We start from the raw sequence: 16,138 nt of genomic DNA, 5'->3' as shown, positions 1-16,138 counted from the left end.
GTGTTATCTCCCACTCCCACTCGAGGGTCGTTGACCACGGTCCTCATCACTGCCAGCCTCGATGCCGCCGGAATGGGTCTGGTGATGCCGATCCTCCCCGCGCTGCTCGACAATGCAGGCGTCCCCGCTGAGGCGGTTCCGCTGAACGTCGGTGTACTGATCGCGCTCTACGCGATAATGCAGTTCGTCTTTGCCCCCTTATTGGGAAGGCTGTCGGACCGGTTCGGCCGTCGACGGGTGCTGCTCGTTTCCCTAGCCGGCGCAACCGTCGACTATCTCGTGCTCGCCGCGACCTCCACGCTGTGGGTGTTCTATATCGCCCGTGCAGTCGCTGGGATAACCGGGGCGACCAATGCGGTTACCGCCACCGTGATCACCGATATCACGCCACCCCACCAGCGCGCCAAGCGTTTCGGTTTGCTCAGCGCCTGCTATGGCGGCGGAATGATCGCGGGGCCAGCCCTGGGCGGACTGTTCGGTGGGATCTCGCCACATCTGCCGTTTTTTCTCGCTGCCCTTCTCTCAGCGAGCAATCTGGTACTCAGCTTTATCCTGTTGCGCGAGACCCGCCCCGATTCACCTGCGAGCTCTGAGTCGCTCGCTCAGCATCGTGGTCGTCCCGGCCTCAGCGCTATCCCTGGGATTGCCCTCCTACTGGTCGCGTTCGGTCTTGTTCAATTCATTGGGCAGGCTCCAGGTGCAACCTGGGTGCTGTTTACTGAACACCGCCTCGACTGGAGTCCCGTCGAGGTCGGAATCTCCCTTTCCGTCTTCGGGATCGTTCAGGTTCTCGTGCAGGCCCTTCTTACTGGCCGCATCGTGGAGCGGATCGGTGAAGCGAAAGCAGCCGTCATCGGGTTCGTTGGCGACGCCTTGGGTCTCGTAGGCCTGGCGATAGTTACCGACGCTTGGGCCATGGCGCCTATCTTGGCGGCACTGGGGATCGGTGGCATCGGCCTCCCCGTCTTGCAGACGCTTCTCTCCCAGCGCGTCGATGAACAGCACCAGGGGCGTCTTCAGGGTGTGCTTGCCAGCATCAACAGCATCACATCTATCTTCGGGCCGGTTGCTTTCACGACAATCTTCGCGCTCACTTACCTCAGCGCCGACGGTATCCTCTGGCTCTGCGCCGCAGCACTCTACGTGCCCTGCGCGGTTCTCGTCATGCGTGGTACAGCAGCGCCCCGGAAGTCCGACTCACGGGCGGGCGGCGACTCGATGTGAGTTGTGAGACGTGAGCACGAGCAACACGACTGCGAGTACTGCGAGCACAGCACCGCTGAGGAACATCCATTCGGGTTCGGCGGCTCCGGCAATTCCGCCGACGGCGGTGCCGAGGCTGATGCCCAGGTAGAGAGCGGATGAGTTGAGCGCGATAACCAGAGGCGCGTGTTCAGGCGCTGCTTCGATGAGGCGATATTGCTGGGGAGGGGTCTGGCACCAACTACTGGCACCCCAGGCCAAAGTGAGCGCCCCGACGGCGATCGGAACAGCCATTGTCGAGAGCGCGAGGCCGGTGAGCGCCGCGAGAGTGACGGCCATCATGATGTACCCGACGACGAGTACCGGCACGCCGCCGAATCGGTCGGTGAGCTTGCCGGAGATCTGCGCCCCGAGAATCGCTCCGATGCCGTAGATGAACAGCATCCACTGGACGCTCTCCTGGCCGATACCCACGGCCGCGAATGCCGGGATAGCATACGCGGCGGCCATACCCAGGATGGTGATCCTGGACGAACACGGTGTCCGCCCGGAACTGCGCACTGACCCTGAAATCCAGGCCGTCGCCTACGGGGTGGCGTTTCTGAACTACCCGGCCACCCCGTCGGAGAAACGGTTCCACGACGCCTCTACCGTCTTCTGCGACGAGGAGGACGAAAGCAGATACGAGGTCAGCAATCGCATTCTCCTTGAAGAGCAGCTCACCGACAGGCTGAGCGTCCGCGTAGCCGAACTCGCCTAGCCGGACGATCATGAACTACGCGTTGAACGAGGATACAGGGGAGCATAGATAAGCTCGCCCCATGAAAGTTTTCCTCAGCTGGTCAAAAGAGCTCAGTCTCGAAGTCGCTACGTCCTTCAGCGAATGGCTCCCCACCGTTATCCAAGAGTGCAGTGAACCGTTCATATCAGTGGAGATAGACAAGGGGGAACCCTGGTTTGAGATGATCCGAGCCGCCCTGACGGAGACCCATATAGGCCTTGTTTTCATTACGCCTGAAAATGCAAACGAGACATGGCTGAACTTTGAAGCAGGAGCACTCCTTAACAAGTTCGGAAAATCCGGGGTTTGCCCGGTTCTTGTTGGGATGAAGAAGAGCGACTACACAGGCCCAATGAAACAGCTACAACTCACAGAGATCGACTCAGAGGGTGATGTGCGGGGTTTGTTGGCGACGATCAACAAGAAATGCACCACACCACTAGCTCCGCAAGTGCTTGAGAAGATAGTTGATAAGTTCTGGCCCGAGTTGCAGCAGAGCATTCACAAATCGATCACTGAATCACGAGCGAAGAAGCCTCCCGTTGCGGCACGTGCGCTGGAGGACAAGGTTGATGAGATCCTGAACCTCACGCGCAGCCTAGTAAGTAGCGATGCCTCCACATTGTCACCGGCTGAGATTTACAGACTGACGAAGGGCCGTAGTTTTGACTGGTTGAGGCCTGAACGGCCTCTTTACGAGAAGCTTCTGGAGTCGATGATGCGCGAGGACCAGGGCCGGAAACGTATTGATGAGTTCGCGGTTACCCTAGAAAACCGCCTTGAGCGATTCGAGAAAGAGTTCGGATCGTTGCAGGCTATCCGCAAGTCAGATGGGGAAACGGGAAGAATCGTGGACTTTGCCAAGAAGGCCGGCGAACTCTACTGGGTGAAGTTCGAGGACAGGGAGGGAAACGTCGAGCGCTATACGCCAGATGAGATCGAACCGTTTGAGGGTTGATCTGTGACACGCGCGGAATCAGTCGTATGCGTGCATTTGGTCAGAGTGGCCGGCGCAGCTGGGCCCCGTTATGTGCGCGACTCGTTAAATACCTTTCGCCAAACCACCGCTGCGGCTAGGGCATTGAGGCAGGCGATGAATAGATTGATTATGGCAGTTTGTTTTGGGACCGGGTTTGCAGCTTATTTGGGCCCCACTTCACGGCTCGCCGGTTGATGAATCGCAGGTTCAGTTGAGCCCACCCCACCATTGGTTCCATCAGAGTGTTTTTCCAACAGTGGAAGGCTGAAATGCCCGATGACCGGCGGAGTTCTGCAACTCGTCGACCGCTTACAGTCATCTCATCAGTGGATCCTTTGATAAGAACCGCTGGGGCTGGGACTGGGGCTAGTTGAGGATTCAGCTTCCGGATTTTCGACACGTTGCTTGTCCCCACAATGTGTCTCACTAAGGCACTTTCAACGTCACTCGTACTTGTCCTTTGATAAGACCCGGAGAAGTGATGGCACGCCTTGGATACGCCCGTGTCAGCCTGGCTGACCAAAACACCGATTTGCAGATCCGGGAACTGGAAGCAGCTGGGTGAGGGCGAATCTATAAAGACCAAGGGATCAGCGGGACGCGGGTAAGTCGACCGGAGTTGGACCGGATGCTGGACCGTCTCGTTCTAAGGGATGAGGTCGTGGTGTGGCTGTTGGAATGGTTGGGACGCAACACTCGCCACCTGCTCGAACTCTTGGATGATTTCAAGGTGCGTGGCATCAAGTTCCGTTCCCTAAGGGACGGCATCGCCACTGACCCGGCCAGCGAAGTCGGGGGAGCGATGGCCAGGCTATGGTCACCATCATTTCTGCGTTCGCCCAGCTTGAACGGGACCAGCTTTCCAAGCGCACCAAGGCTGGCATAGCGGCTGCAGCTGCCAACGGAAGGGATGCAGCAGGACGCTGGGAGGCCAGTCGCGCCACTGTCTACCGATATCTAGGCCTGGACTCCTGAACCAGAGGCATCTGTCCCGGAAGTTCTCTTTGTGACTGCTGACCACGGCAGATGATTTGGGACAACATCTGGGACGGAAATATTACGCGGAGGTCGGGCAGCAGATGGCACAGCCGGTCGCCATCGGAAGGCGATCATCCAAGGGGGAGTGTCCCAGTTCTAAGGAAATGGGCCATCGCAATCGAGCTGCCAACCGGCTTCGTAGGACGCCACTTCTTAGGCCCGGTGGGCTAAGCGACCGGCTAGTTTGAGCAGTACAGGTGTGTGCTGACCGGAATGCGATGCTGCGTCGGGCATGCTTGAATCGTCACGTATCTACCGATTCAGCAGGGCCGCATCAAAGGCGATCCTCAAGTGAGGATTACTAATGCAGCAGAAAGTCTCGTCGTCGATTCCCGTGGCACAGCCGGAGGCGTTAGCGATGCCAAGGAACTTGCGCATCAGCAAGGTGAGCGTAAGGAACTTCAGGCTCTTGCGCAAAGTCGACATCGCTCTCAGCGAGAGCGCGACTGTGCTTGTAGGGCGGAACAACACAGGGAAGACATCGTTGGCGGAGGTTGTTGCACGCTTCTTCCAGCCAGCAGCCCTGAAACTTGCTCTTGCTGATTTCTCGTCTGAGACCTATGGCCAGTTTCGTCGTGCGTGCGAGTTGTATCTCGGCCACGACGAAGACGCAGCCAGGGAAGCCCTGCCGGAAATTACAATGACGCTCGCTATCGCATACGATCAGGATCTTCCCGAGTATGGGCCGTTGTCTGCTCTCATAGTGGATCTGGATCCCGACTGCTATGAAGCTAAGGTCCAGTTCACGTATGCACTCGAAGGCGGCATGCTGACGGATCTCTTCGAGGGGATCTCGTTAGATTCGGAAACCGAAGCAACACCTAGCACCAAAGCAGTTCTGGACATCATCGGCGACCGAATCCCAGAGTTGTTTAGGCGCACGATAACGGCGGTAGACCCGAATGATCCGTTGAACACGAGAGAGGTCACGCTCGACGCTGTCCGCAAGCTGATCACGGTCGACTTCTTGCAGGCCCAGCGGGGTCTGGACGACGAAAAGGAACGGCCCAAGGATCTCATCGGACGTATTTTTCAATCATTGTTTACTGCTGCGTCGAACGCGGATGATGACAGTGCTCAGCGGAAGACTGCTGACGATCTTGCAAAGGCAATCGAAGGTATCGAATTTGATCTCGGGGCTCAGGTCCGTCTCATGGTTGACGGCGTCATCCCGGCCCTTGAACGGTTTGGATATCCGGGCCTGAACGCTCAGGAGCTTGAAACAAAGACGAAGCTCGACATCGAACGATTGCTCTCGAACTACACGAGCGTCCACTACCGAGGGGTAGCAGGAGTTTCGCTCCCCGAGTCATATAGCGGCCTTGGATCACGGAACCTGATCCTGATCTTGCTCACCCTGCTGAGCTATTACAGAGAGTATGCGGCGAGAGGCAACGTTCCTGGAGTACACCTCGTGTTCCTTGAGGAACCTGAAGCTCACCTGCATCCGCAGATGCAGGAGGTCTTCATTGAACAATTGGCCAGTCTTGCGGAACTCTTTCCAAAGATTGACGGGAGTAGTTTGAATTGGTCATCTCAGTTCCTCGTATCGACTCATTCTTCCCACGTTGCTAACCGAGCTTCGTTTTCCGCAATTCGGTACTTCCGCTTGGCTTGTGCCGATGCTAATGAAGAAGGTAACCACGCGGACGTTCTGGACCTAAGCAGCGCTGAGAACATCGATGACAAATTCTTGCACCAGTACCTGACGCTCACGCGCTCAGATCTGTTCTTCGCAGACAAAGCGATACTGGTGGAAGGAACCAGCGAGCGTCTGATCATTCCGAAGGCAATCGAGAAGAGTGCAGCGAAACTTTCCAGCCAGTACGTCACCTTGTTGGAAGTCGGCGGCGCCTACGCACACAAATTTTTCCCTCTGCTTGACTTTCTCGGTCTCCCTAGCCTGATCATTACTGATATCGACACAATGGGCGTTCAGGTTGAAGGCAAGAGGCCTTCAGCAACCGTTGTGAGCTCTGGTGATCGGACAAGTAACGCCACCATTACCACCTGGTTCTCCAACCCGAAGGTCGCCCCTAGTGAACTTCTTAAGGGGGCGGATACGGATGTTGTCATACGAGGGAATCGATATCTCGCATACCAAGTACCTGAAGCATTGAACCAAGCGTGCGGCAGGTCCTTCGAAGACGCCTTCATCCTGGCGAATCCGGCACTTTTCGACGATTTTGCTCTGACTGGGGACGCAGCGACCGATGAAGAGGCGGCGATGACGGAAGCGAAGACGCATAAGAAGAGCGATTTTGCATTGCATTTTTCCATCCACGAGACCGAATGGGCGACGCCCCGATACATCCAACGAGGGCTAGATTGGCTCCTGCGCTTCCCTCAGCCGCAGGACGCCGAGGATGGGACCGAAGATAAAGGGACGGTGGTCGTCAAGTGAATTCGCCAGCTGTTAAGCCGAGCGCGACTGCCGAGCAGGAGAGCGAGTCTGCGCTGAAGTCCGTCTTCGCCGCGTTGGAAGCTCAGGCGAACTTCAAGCTCGAAGCAGGAGCGGGTGCGGGAAAGACGTACTCCCTCATCAAGGCCCTCCAACACGTTCTCACGGAGCGGTCTACATACCTTCCTAGAGACGATCAGCAGATCGCCTGCCTTACCTACACCAATGTAGCTAGGGACGAAATTGTCAGCCGAACGGATGCAAGCCCGTTCGTATTCGCAGATACTCTTCACGGATTCCTGTGGGAGATGATTAGGCCCTATCAGAAGGCCTTGGCGCATGCCATCGTTATGGACCCCAAGTGGCAGGGCACGCTCGATGGACGTACAACTCTTCATGGGGTGCAGCTCGATTACGACCTAGGCATCCGGGGGATAAGCGGAGATGTTGCATCACTCCACCACGACGATGTACCGGCCATAGCAATTGAGCTGTTTAAGAACCAAAAATTCCGCGCGCTGATCGCTGACCGGTTCCCGATCGTCTTTATCGACGAGTATCAGGACACGCCTCACGGCCTAGTTGAAGCGATGCTGTCAGGGCACGGAAAAGACCCACGGACATCTGTATACGGTTTTTTTGGAGACCACTGGCAACAAATCTATGACAGAACCTGTGGATCAATCGAACATCCCACTCTGACCGCCATCCCAAAAAATGCCAATTTTCGATCCGACACAACCATCGTTGACTTCCTGAACCAGCTTCGGCCAGAGCTGCAGCAGGCGCCTGCCCATGGTGCGGAAAAGGGGACAATTACGATTTACCACACAAACGGGTGGCCAGGGGTGCGTCTGGGCAACAACTGGAAAGGACAGATCTCACACAGTGCAAGTCGCAAGGCTTTGGAATGGGCTATCGAAGACGCTCAAGAACGGCGTTGGGATGGAGCTGCCACCGAGGTCAAGACCCTCATGCTCACTCACACCGCAATTGCCAATGAGCTCGGGTATGAATCCCTACCCTCCATCTTCAAATATAGCGATGCGTTCATTCGCAAGGGTGACCCGGTCATTGCGTACCTGCTCGATATCGTCGAGCCGGCCGCTGAGGCTTTCCGCGCACACAAATACGGTGACCTTTTCAATGTGCTCGGGCGTACGCGGCCACATCTCAGAACGCCCAGGGACAAGGCTCAGTGGAGTAACCTCTTTGGGGTCCTCGACGCGCTGAGAACCAGCGGGACCGTTGGCGAAGTACTCGACCACCTCCACAGACAGGCGCTGTTCTCGATACCGAGCAGAGTCCAACGCCGCCAGGCCGACCTCGATGAGGCAACCTCGGCACTCGACCCGGAGACACCACTATCCGAACCCCGGCGCTTAGTGGAGTATCAGAAGTTGAGAAGTGTTCCCTACCGGGAAATTCAAGCCTTGGCCGCATACGTCGATGACAAGACAGTGTTCTCGACGAAACATAACGTCAAAGGTGCCGAGTTCGACAACGTGGTGGTCCTGCTTGGACGAGGCTGGTCGGCATACGACTTCGCAAAAATGCTGGAAAACTACCGGCGACGAAACTACCTCAACGCCACGGAACGGAAGAGCTTCGAACGCTCCAGAAACCTTTTCTATGTTGCCGCCTCACGCGCCAAACACAACCTCGCGCTCGTCTTTACCCAGAAACTCGAGCAGGACGCGCTCACCGCCTTGACGACGTGGGTCGGGGATTCAAATATTGTTCCGATCGATTTTGCCGATGAGGAAGCCACAGCTGTTTCGTCTCTCTAGATTCTCTAGATATTGCGTCGAAGGGCCGTCATGCATGTCCGCTGCATTCTCGACGTGATGGCTCGTAGGTTTTGGTCATGAGCAACTTGATTCCCACACTCAGTGCCATGACCGTCTTCGAAGGCAACGGCTCCGTCCTCGTCAGATACGACCTGAGCAGGCCGGTGCCCTCAGACAACGTGTTCATGGTCGGTGTCCAAGGCAAAAGCAGGGACGGTGAGGTTCCACGCCAATTCGGAATCAAGTTCATGGACGGCGACAGCACTGGCTATTTTGTCTTCGACCACAACGCGGTGAAGCAGGAAAACTTCGATTACATCGCAGCGACGGAAGACCCCCGTCAGCTCCTTACCCCCCTACCCGTCTGGTCCTTTCGGTGAATTCGGCGACATGCCACAACTTTAGTCCTGAAGATCTGGAACTGCTTCATGCACTGCAGATCGCGCCCCGTGCACCGTGGGCGTCTATCGCGCCGGTCCTCGGCAGACATCCAGCCACGCTCGCGTCCCGATGGTCCCGCCTCACCGAGACCGGCAGCGCATGGGTGACTGCGGCCCTCAGCGGCCGCCCGGAGCAAACCTGTCTCGCCTTCATCGACGTCGAGTGTTCGCCGAGCACGACGGCGACGGCGATCGAGACATTTTGCCAAGACACGCGGGTGAGCAGCGTCATCGAAACTTCGGACTCTTGGAAGCTCCAACTCACGGTCGTCACCCTCGAATGGCTGGAGCTCGTCCGCTCCGTGCTGCCATGGATCCAATCGGTCCCGGGTGTGCTGCGGACGAGGCTGCGTGTCACCACCGCGATGCACATCCGCGGCGGTCACCTACGGCTAGACGTACTCGACCGGGCTCAGGCGGCAGAGCTCGCTCAGCTCAGGACGACCGTAGACCGTCCAGCTGCGATCACGCCGACGGATCTCCCGACCATCCTCAAGATCCTCGCCCATGATGGCCGCGCGACGGCGCGGGAGATCGCAGAGGCAACGGGTATGCATCCAACGACAGCGGGACGTCACCTCACGGCTGTGGTCCGGATGGGCCTCGTCGACTTCCGCTGCGAGGTCGCCCAGGCTCTGGTGGGATACCCCATCAGCTGCCAGTGGTACGTGCGGGCTTCGCCCGCGGCCATCCCACAAGCCCTCGCGTTCCTCAACGCACAAAGGACGCTGCGCTTCTGCGCCGAGGTCAGCGGCGATGCGAACCTCACGTTCATGCTCTACCTGCAAAGACCAGCAGACATCGCCGATCTCGAGGCACGCCTCCTCCGGAGCGTGCCGGAACTGACGGTCATGGACTCGGCCCTCGTGGTGCGGACGCACAAGATGATCGGCTGGCGGATCCGCGAAGACTCGTCCACGGGCGGCCCGGTAGTGGGTCCCACGCCGGATGCATTCACGGCGGTAGGGAGCTAGCGGCACGGCTCGTAAAGAAATGGAATATCCAACGCTAAGGACAGGATTCGTCAGGGGACGGGAGTTTACACAGTTACTCCACTCCATTTCTTTGAACACCAATAACGGACGTTCCGTCTTGTCTGGCCGGAAGGTCTTGGTCATGTTCTCCGCCGCCGTCTCGGCCATGTACTTGATGAAGGAGGTGCGCCCACTATGTCGAGTCATTCAGCGTTATGGCGGGTGGCATGCGGTCGCGTTTTGGGTTGTCCTAATGGCCGGCGCGAGTCAGGCCTTGGAGGTCGGGGCCTCATCCTGACGGGATGCTTCACGCGGACCGAGCGGTGCTATCCAGTAAGCAATTTGCAGAGGCGTCAGCGCCGATTTTCCGACGCAGGCTATGAGTGCGCAAGACGCGTCAAGTCCTCGCTTCTTGGTGTTCGATCGAGCAAAAAGCAGTGTGGACAATGTCCACACTTCCCACCCCGGACTGGCCCGTACAACCACCGGACTGCCCCGGATTCCGCATCTTTCCGCCACTTCCCAGTGTTCCCAAGGCCTGGAATCCCGTTCGAGTCCCACCTCGGGCACGGCATACCCCCTCGTCAGAGGGGGTTTTTGCTTTAACGTGTGTACATTCTGGTTGGTCAGGTCCCTCTGACACTGGCCGCGGGGTGTGCCTGGCGCCGCGGTCGCTATTTGGTTGTGGGGGAGCGGGATCAGGGTCGTGGCTGGCGGCCCTCCGCGTGGTCTCAACTGGGGTTATGCGGTCCTCTCTTGGTTCGTCCGGTAGGTCGTGGTTGGCCTACGCGTCTTCATGGGTACGGATGCTGAGCACGACATGACTTCGGGAACTTGCAATAAATATCCTGACTTCGGTTCGTTCCTGGAGAGAGGAGACGTGGCTGGCGGCTGCTTTGTCAGGCCAAAAGGGGTGTGGACATTGTCCACACTTAAATCTTCTTTATCGTGACTGCTTGCGGCCATTGGCTCTTCCCTCCTCGGGCCTTCATCTACTCATGCATGTGAGCAGCAGTAGCGACATGACGCGGATCCGGAAGCGCTCTACATGTGCAGGTTCATTCCGAAGTGAGAGTTCGGCGGCCACGGTCGGCCGAGTGCTATCAAATGGGTCCTGGCCGTGTCATCGAAGCGCATTGCGAAATCAAGCGAGACGCGGGCCCGACGCAGATGACCGCTCCCAGTGGTGCCTCAGGAACATTGCAGTTCACGCGAATGTCGGCTTAGCACGTCGACGCGGACCAGTCTGCCGATAAGCGCCCATATGTCGTCTTCGCTTTCGGCCTGCGCTTGCGCGCACTTACAGTCTGAGCCCGTGCCCGAATCGGAACAGCGGGTTTGCCGTGTCGAAGGGTAGGTCGGGGCGGGACGCCTTCACGGCGGCCATCGATCGAGGCAGGTCGAAGGGAAACCGTCCTTTCGGTTCGGCGGCGCCGGTGAGAACATCGAGCAATGCTATGGCGCTTGCCCCCCAATTCACGGTAACGGCCGCGGCCTCGACGATAGTCTCGAGAATAGCGGGCCGGTCCATCAAGACGTCGACGAAGGTCGGCACGCTGCTGGCGACCTGACGCACGTCGTCCAGCACTTCGGCGGGGAAGTTGAGCGATCCCGCATGGAAGAAGTCTCGAAGGCCGTCGCGCGCCGTTCGAACGGGGCGGTTAGCCTTAGGATGGCGAAGTCGGCTTGGACTGGTGTCGATACGATTTGGCCGAACTGCGCTGCGACATCCGGGGCCATGCCTTCTACGTATAGTTTTAGGCCACGCGGCAGGGGTAGGGAACGGTACCGCCGGCAACCATTCAAGTGAGAGCTTGAATGCAGCGTTGTCCCACTTCCAAGGAACGTACCCGTGTAGCTTGTGGGGCCCCTTCACCGCACACTAGACCGCGGCACCCGACCTCTCGCTGCGCGCTCAGTAAGCTAGAGGGACGACGGATTGGGGGACATTGTGGACGAATATGTGTCGAATCGACGGCGGATCGTCCGAGATTTCTGGCTTCGCATAACGATTCCCGCCGTGCTCTTCGCGGGGCTGCTCGTCCTTCTCCTCACCTCTATGCCACCTAATGCGCTTCCGCCTGCACTGTTGATCACCGGGGCTGCGCTTGTGATCGGCGGTGCCATCGGATTCTTCACGGGCATTCACGGGCCGCACTGGCCGATCTACGCTCTGATCTTCGCTGGATTGGCTGTAATTCTCCTGCTGCCCCATCGCTGGCAGGGGCTCACCTTCGTGCCCATCCCAACATCGGCGGCCGGGTACGCGATGGGCAAGGAAGTCGCGTTCTTCCGGTCAAACCTTCGGCAGCCGGTTTCGCCGGCCACAAACTGACATCCACTCACCACTTGCTTCACCGCATTCCAACTGTTTAACGAGAAAGCAGGCACTTTGCCAACCCACGAGAACCCACGCGACCCAGGCAGCGTCACTGCGCCTCCTGTCGCTCTGGCGACACTGATCCAAAAAGAGAAGCCGCGCCCGCCCCGGTTAATTCGGTTGTTGAGGCTCTCGCTCCTGCTCTCCTACCTACTGCCCCCGCTCTGCCTGTTGGCGGGCGCAGCGTCGGGTAACTACCCCGGTTACATCATCGTCATATTTATCCAATATGTGCTTCCGTTCATGCTCCTGATCTCGTTGATCTACCTGGTCGTCTGGCTGACGACACGGAGCAGCTACCGGTTCGGTAGTCTCTGGACCACAACCATCATCGTCATCATGTCGGCCCTGCAGCTGATGGTCGTTGCCCTCATAGGGTTCCTCCTGTACCAGCTCTCGACCTACAACAACCCGTATGGATAGCAGGCAGTCTTCACCCAAAGAGCGCCAGCGTCTCGAGTGACGGCTGCGGGTTTCAGTTCACAAAAGAAGCCCTTCCCGGGTCAGTAGGGAAGGGCTTTCTTATTAGTAACCAGGCCCCACTGCCGTCCCCCTGACAGATCCCCTTGCCGGCTGCATCAAGCTTCAAATAGCGCTCTGAGTAAGCCGCCATTTATCGCAAAGTCACAGAGCTACAACTAGAAGCACAGGCTGACTATCAATCCACAATGGGGGAGCGCCCCGTGGCTTCAAGTGTCCAAGTTCCAAGGAAGTGAAACGACGATTGGTTGCAGCCATGACTCCAGCACCTTCTCCGCTACCGATTGCGGCCGAGATTCTTACGACCTCACTCTGTTTCGGCGCACAGGTGTCAGGTAGGGCTATCGCCTCTGCCACGAGCGAGTTGCCTTCGTTGGGCGCTTTTGCGAGACTGTAACCCTCTATTCCCCAGTGTTAGGCCGATGTTTTGACGGGCATTACAGGTTTCACGACGCCAACCGTGCGCTGACCTTGCCCTGATGCCCGTTATGGGCCGGTGATACAGCGCATTCGCTGAAACCACTGGAGCCTTCGGAGCATCATGTCTACAACAAAAAACCCGTCCATCACCCTGACCGACGTGCGCCTTCAGTGGCCCGACGGTACCACTGCCCTTGCCGGGATCTCCGGAACTTTCGGACCGGGCCGTACAGGCCTTGTGGGGTCCAACGGTGCCGGAAAATCAACCTTGCTGCGCCTCATTGCCGGGAGCCTAGCCCTGACAAGTGGCCGTATCACGACCAACGGTGACGTCGGATACCTCCCGCAGACACTCACCCTCGCTACTGACTCAACGGTGGCGGACCTGCTCGGCATCGGCCATAAGTTGAAAGCACTGCGGGCCATCGAGGCCGGCGACGCTTCCGTGGAGAACTTCGATGCGGTGGGCGATGACTGGGACGTCGAAACCCGTGCGGATGAATCCCTGTGCCACATAGGCCTTTCAGGTGCGGACCTGGACCGGAACGTTGGCGAGATATCGGGAGGCGAAGCGATGCTTGTTGCCATCACGGGGCTCCGGCTCCAGAGGCCAGCAATCACGCTTTTGGACGAGCCAACGAACAACCTGGACAAGGCTGCGCGAACCAAACTGTCCGCTCTCCTGACCGCGTGGCCAGGAACGCTGGTGGTGGTCAGCCACGACCTGACACTGTTGGAGATCATGGACAACACGGCGGAACTGCATGGTGGGGAACTCGAGGTGTTCGGGGGTCCGTACAGTGCTTGGCGGTCGTATGTGGATGAGCAGCAGGCCGCAGCGGTTCAGGCTGCTCAAGCTGCGAAGCAGACCGTGAAGACCGAGAAGCGCCAGCGCCAGGAAGCTGAGATGAAGCTGGCGCAGCGTGCCCGCACCGGTCAAACCAGCTATGACAACAAGAAGGGCTCCAAGATCCTTATGAATCAGCGGGCCTCCGATGCGCAGGTGTCAGCGGGCAAGCTTCGATCAGGATCGGATGACAAGGTGGACGCTGCCCAGGCTGCGCTGGATGTGGCCTCTTCCAAAATCAGGGAAGACGAACGGATCAGCTTGAACCTTCCGGATCCGGATGTTCCCCGCAGCCGGCGGATCGCCGAGCTGCGGGGAACCAATCGTGCTTTTGTGGTGGAGGGGCCGGAACGGGTGGCCATCATCGGCGCCAACGGGGTGGGAAAGACCACCTTGCTCGAACGTTTGGTCAGCGGGGAACCGTGGACAGAGGATGATGACGACGTCGGATCCGGCACGGCAGGTGGTTGGCTCCTGACCGAGCGGTCCGGGTATTTGCGGCAGCGACTCGACGGCCTGGACGAGGCCGCGACAACTTTGGAAAATGTCCAGGCGGCCGCGCCAAGTGTCCCTGTCGGGGAAATCCGCAACCAGTTGGCCCGGTTCCTGTTACGGGGTGATAGCGTCTACCGTCCCGTTGGGACTCTCTCCGGTGGTGAACGGTTCAGGGTTTCCTTGGCCAAGCTTCTCTTTGCCGATCCGCCGCCACAGGTCCTGATTCTCGATGAGCCAACAAACAACCTTGATATACAGAGTGTGGACCAACTCGTGGAAGCGTTGAATGCCTACCGCGGTGCCGTCATCCTGGTCAGCCACGACGACGGGTTCCTGGCCCGTCTCGATCTGGATCTGGTGCTGAGCCTGGACCATGACGGGTCACTCACCGAGCTGCCGTCCCTGCCCGTTGGGTCAAGGTCGGGTAGCTGACGTGTTTCCCGCTGCCCGGCGTTGGGCGAGGTAGATGAGTGCAGCGTAGGGGACGGCCAGGGCGTAAAACCAGGTGGCCGAGGTGAATACTGCTCCGTAGGCCTCGGCTCCTGCCGTTCCTTGGGCTGTTCCGCCGGAGCCCGCGAACACCACCGTCAACAGTGCCAAGCCGATGGACCCGCCGAGTTGATGTGCTGTGTTGACCAGTCCGGAGGCGGCGCCGTTATCCGCTGGTGCCACGCCTGACATGCCAAACTCGGTCAGCAGGATGATTGCTGTTCCTTGGCCGATTCCGAGCACGATCAGCGGAAGCAGGACGTCCGGGAAATACGCGGTGCCCGGGCCTATGGAGCTGAGCCACAGCATGCCCAGGCCGGTGATGACCAACGAGGCCACCAGCAGTGCCGGCTTGCCCAGCAAGGCGCTGAGGGGTTTGATCGCGTAGACCATGAGGAAGAACAGGAGCGTGAGCGGAATGTAGGCGATTCCGGCCGCGAACGCGCTGAAGCCCAGCACATTCTGGAGGTACTGGCTGAGGAAATAGAAGGTGGAGAACATGGCCCCCACGATCAGAATCCGGATGATATAGGCGCCCGACCGGGTCATGTCTTTGAAGAGATGCAGGGGAGTGATGGGCCGCTCGGCATGACGCTCGACGAGTACGAAAGCCAGAAGCATGAGCACGGCTGCCGCGAGTGAAACGATCGTCGTCAGGTTCCCCCACCCGGCCTCACCCGCGTTCACGAGGCCATAGACCAAGGCGGACATTCCTGCTGTAACTGTCAGCGCGCCCGGGATGTCCACACTGCCTTTGGCCCTTCCGGTTTCCGGTAGGAAACGTGGGCTCAGCAGCAAGACGACAATTCCGATCGGAACATTGATCAGCAAGCCCCATCGCCACGACAGCAGGTCTGTGAAGACGCCGCCGACGATGATGCCCACGCTGCCCCCGGCCCCGATCACGGCACTGTAGATGCTGATCGCTTGGGACCGTTCCCCGGGCTGGGGGAAGGTCTGCACCAGGAGCGCAAGGGTTGCCGGGATGGCGAAGGCCGATGCGGCACCTTGGAGTACGCGGGCACCGATCATGATCTCGGCGTTGAAGGCGACCCCTGCCAGTAGGGATGCGAAGGTGAAAACTCCTACGCCGACCATGAAGACCCGACGCCTGCCCAGAAGGTCTCCGACGCGGGCGCCCAGCAACAGCAGCCCTCCGAAAGCCAGCGCATAGCTGTTCTGGACCCACGAGAGGGTGGTGTTGCTGAAGCCAAGTTCGCGTTCAAGGTGCGGCAGTGCCGTGGTCACGATGGACGTGTCCAACACCATCATCAGCTGGCAGCCCATGATGACCGCCAAGGTTATGGTTCTGGACCATCGCGTGGCCGGGGTTGTTTCCATCTGCGTTGTTGACATGTCGAGTCCTTTGTAGGTAACTAACTGGTTGGTTTTAACCATGCGCTTGGAATGAATCGATGTCA

15 protein-coding genes are annotated in these 16,138 nt (G+C 58.6%); 12 read left to right on the top strand and 3 right to left on the bottom strand.

From position 1 onward, the window contains the following. Window positions 1-1,224 carry a Tet(A)/Tet(B)/Tet(C) family tetracycline efflux MFS transporter gene (gene tet / locus ACZ881_RS12200; protein ID WP_476115989.1) on the top strand — a complete coding sequence of 408 codons (1,224 nt, stop codon included), beginning with the start codon at window positions 1-3 and terminating at the stop codon, window positions 1,222-1,224. Here tet and ACZ881_RS12195 read toward each other — a convergent pair. After that, entirely contained in the window at window positions 1,198-1,713 is a 516-nt protein-coding gene (locus ACZ881_RS12195) for an MFS transporter (protein ID WP_476115744.1), read from the bottom strand. The two genes, tet and ACZ881_RS12195, sit on opposite strands and share 27 nt — an antisense overlap. 7 nt (window positions 1,714-1,720) lie before the next feature. Here ACZ881_RS12195 and ACZ881_RS12190 point away from each other — a divergent pair, with 7 nt between their 5' ends. The 8 genes from ACZ881_RS12190 to ACZ881_RS12155 all read left to right on the top strand — a co-directional run bounded on the left by ACZ881_RS12190 (window position 1,721) and on the right by ACZ881_RS12155 (window position 9,606). Then, on the top strand, window positions 1,721-1,963 hold the full coding sequence (locus ACZ881_RS12190) for a hypothetical protein (RefSeq protein ID WP_476115742.1): 243 nt from the start codon (window positions 1,721-1,723) through the stop codon (window positions 1,961-1,963). Between the two features lie 61 nt (window positions 1,964-2,024). Beyond that, a complete protein-coding gene (locus ACZ881_RS12185; RefSeq protein ID WP_476115738.1) occupies window positions 2,025-2,942 on the top strand; it encodes a hypothetical protein in 918 nt (305 codons plus the stop codon). 649 nt (window positions 2,943-3,591) lie between these two features. Continuing rightward, window positions 3,592-3,849 carry a recombinase family protein gene (locus ACZ881_RS12180; protein ID WP_476115736.1) on the top strand — a complete coding sequence of 86 codons (258 nt, stop codon included), beginning with the start codon at window positions 3,592-3,594 and terminating at the stop codon, window positions 3,847-3,849. After that, a complete protein-coding gene (locus tag ACZ881_RS12175; RefSeq protein WP_476115733.1) occupies window positions 3,777-3,938 on the top strand; it encodes a recombinase family protein in 162 nt (53 codons plus the stop codon). Before ACZ881_RS12180 ends, ACZ881_RS12175 begins: the two co-directional genes overlap by 73 nt. 367 nt (window positions 3,939-4,305) lie before the next feature. Continuing rightward, window positions 4,306-6,405 (top strand): ATP-dependent nuclease, encoded by a 2,100-nt coding sequence (locus ACZ881_RS12170; protein ID WP_476115731.1) that lies wholly within the window; start codon window positions 4,306-4,308, stop codon window positions 6,403-6,405. Then, window positions 6,402-8,192, top strand: a complete 1,791-nt coding sequence (locus ACZ881_RS12165) for a UvrD-helicase domain-containing protein (RefSeq protein ID WP_476115727.1) — start codon at window positions 6,402-6,404, stop codon at window positions 8,190-8,192. Before ACZ881_RS12170 ends, ACZ881_RS12165 begins: the two co-directional genes overlap by 4 nt. A gap of 77 nt (window positions 8,193-8,269) precedes the next feature. Continuing rightward, on the top strand, window positions 8,270-8,572 hold the full coding sequence (locus ACZ881_RS12160) for a hypothetical protein (RefSeq protein WP_476115724.1): 303 nt from the start codon (window positions 8,270-8,272) through the stop codon (window positions 8,570-8,572). After that, entirely contained in the window at window positions 8,569-9,606 is a 1,038-nt protein-coding gene (locus tag ACZ881_RS12155) for a winged helix-turn-helix transcriptional regulator (RefSeq protein ID WP_476115721.1), read from the top strand. Before ACZ881_RS12160 ends, ACZ881_RS12155 begins: the two co-directional genes overlap by 4 nt. A 1,300-nt stretch (window positions 9,607-10,906) precedes the next feature. Here the strand turns inward: ACZ881_RS12155 and ACZ881_RS12150 are convergent. Next, the gene (locus ACZ881_RS12150; RefSeq protein ID WP_476115717.1) at window positions 10,907-11,194 is read right to left on the bottom strand and encodes a glycoside hydrolase family 3 C-terminal domain-containing protein; all 288 of its coding nucleotides are present in this window, start codon (window positions 11,192-11,194) and stop codon (window positions 10,907-10,909) included. A gap of 471 nt (window positions 11,195-11,665) precedes the next feature. On the opposite strand from ACZ881_RS12150, the gene ACZ881_RS12145 reads away from it, so the two are divergent. The 3 genes from ACZ881_RS12145 (at window position 11,666) to ACZ881_RS12135 (ending at window position 14,660) form a co-directional block, all read left to right on the top strand. Then, window positions 11,666-11,941 (top strand): hypothetical protein, encoded by a 276-nt coding sequence (locus ACZ881_RS12145; protein WP_476115715.1) that lies wholly within the window; start codon window positions 11,666-11,668, stop codon window positions 11,939-11,941. Window positions 11,942-12,109: 168 nt separating this feature from the next. Continuing rightward, window positions 12,110-12,409: a hypothetical protein gene (locus ACZ881_RS12140; RefSeq protein WP_476115712.1), complete on the top strand. Its 300-nt coding sequence runs from the start codon at window positions 12,110-12,112 to the stop codon at window positions 12,407-12,409. A 598-nt stretch (window positions 12,410-13,007) separates the two neighbouring features. Further along, on the top strand, window positions 13,008-14,660 hold the full coding sequence (locus ACZ881_RS12135; protein ID WP_476115709.1) for an ABC-F family ATP-binding cassette domain-containing protein: 1,653 nt from the start codon (window positions 13,008-13,010) through the stop codon (window positions 14,658-14,660). Here ACZ881_RS12135 and ACZ881_RS12130 read toward each other — a convergent pair. Beyond that, on the bottom strand, window positions 14,643-16,073 hold the full coding sequence (locus ACZ881_RS12130) for an MFS transporter (protein WP_476115706.1): 1,431 nt from the start codon (window positions 16,071-16,073) through the stop codon (window positions 14,643-14,645). The genes ACZ881_RS12135 and ACZ881_RS12130 overlap by 18 nt on opposite strands. Between the last annotated feature and the right edge of the window lie 65 nt (window positions 16,074-16,138).

The sequence above is a fragment of the Paenarthrobacter sp. TE3676 genome (assembly GCF_056279165.1).
This window is presented reverse-complemented; position numbering and strand designations above follow the sequence as displayed.

Coding starts and splice junctions, on each gene's coding strand:
- ACZ881_RS12195 (WP_476115744.1), bottom strand. CDS start 1,713: ATGGCCGCCGCGTATGCTATCCCGGCATTCGCGGCCGTGGGTATCGGC.
- ACZ881_RS12135 (WP_476115709.1), top strand. CDS start 13,008: ATGTCTACAACAAAAAACCCGTCCATCACCCTGACCGACGTGCGCCTT.
- ACZ881_RS12185 (WP_476115738.1), top strand. CDS start 2,025: ATGAAAGTTTTCCTCAGCTGGTCAAAAGAGCTCAGTCTCGAAGTCGCT.
- ACZ881_RS12160 (WP_476115724.1), top strand. CDS start 8,270: ATGAGCAACTTGATTCCCACACTCAGTGCCATGACCGTCTTCGAAGGC.
- ACZ881_RS12175 (WP_476115733.1), top strand. CDS start 3,777: ATGGTCACCATCATTTCTGCGTTCGCCCAGCTTGAACGGGACCAGCTT.
- ACZ881_RS12170 (WP_476115731.1), top strand. CDS start 4,306: ATGCAGCAGAAAGTCTCGTCGTCGATTCCCGTGGCACAGCCGGAGGCG.
- ACZ881_RS12145 (WP_476115715.1), top strand. CDS start 11,666: ATGCCACCTAATGCGCTTCCGCCTGCACTGTTGATCACCGGGGCTGCG.
- ACZ881_RS12190 (WP_476115742.1), top strand. CDS start 1,721: ATGGTGATCCTGGACGAACACGGTGTCCGCCCGGAACTGCGCACTGAC.
- ACZ881_RS12130 (WP_476115706.1), bottom strand. CDS start 16,073: ATGTCAACAACGCAGATGGAAACAACCCCGGCCACGCGATGGTCCAGA.
- ACZ881_RS12180 (WP_476115736.1), top strand. CDS start 3,592: ATGCTGGACCGTCTCGTTCTAAGGGATGAGGTCGTGGTGTGGCTGTTG.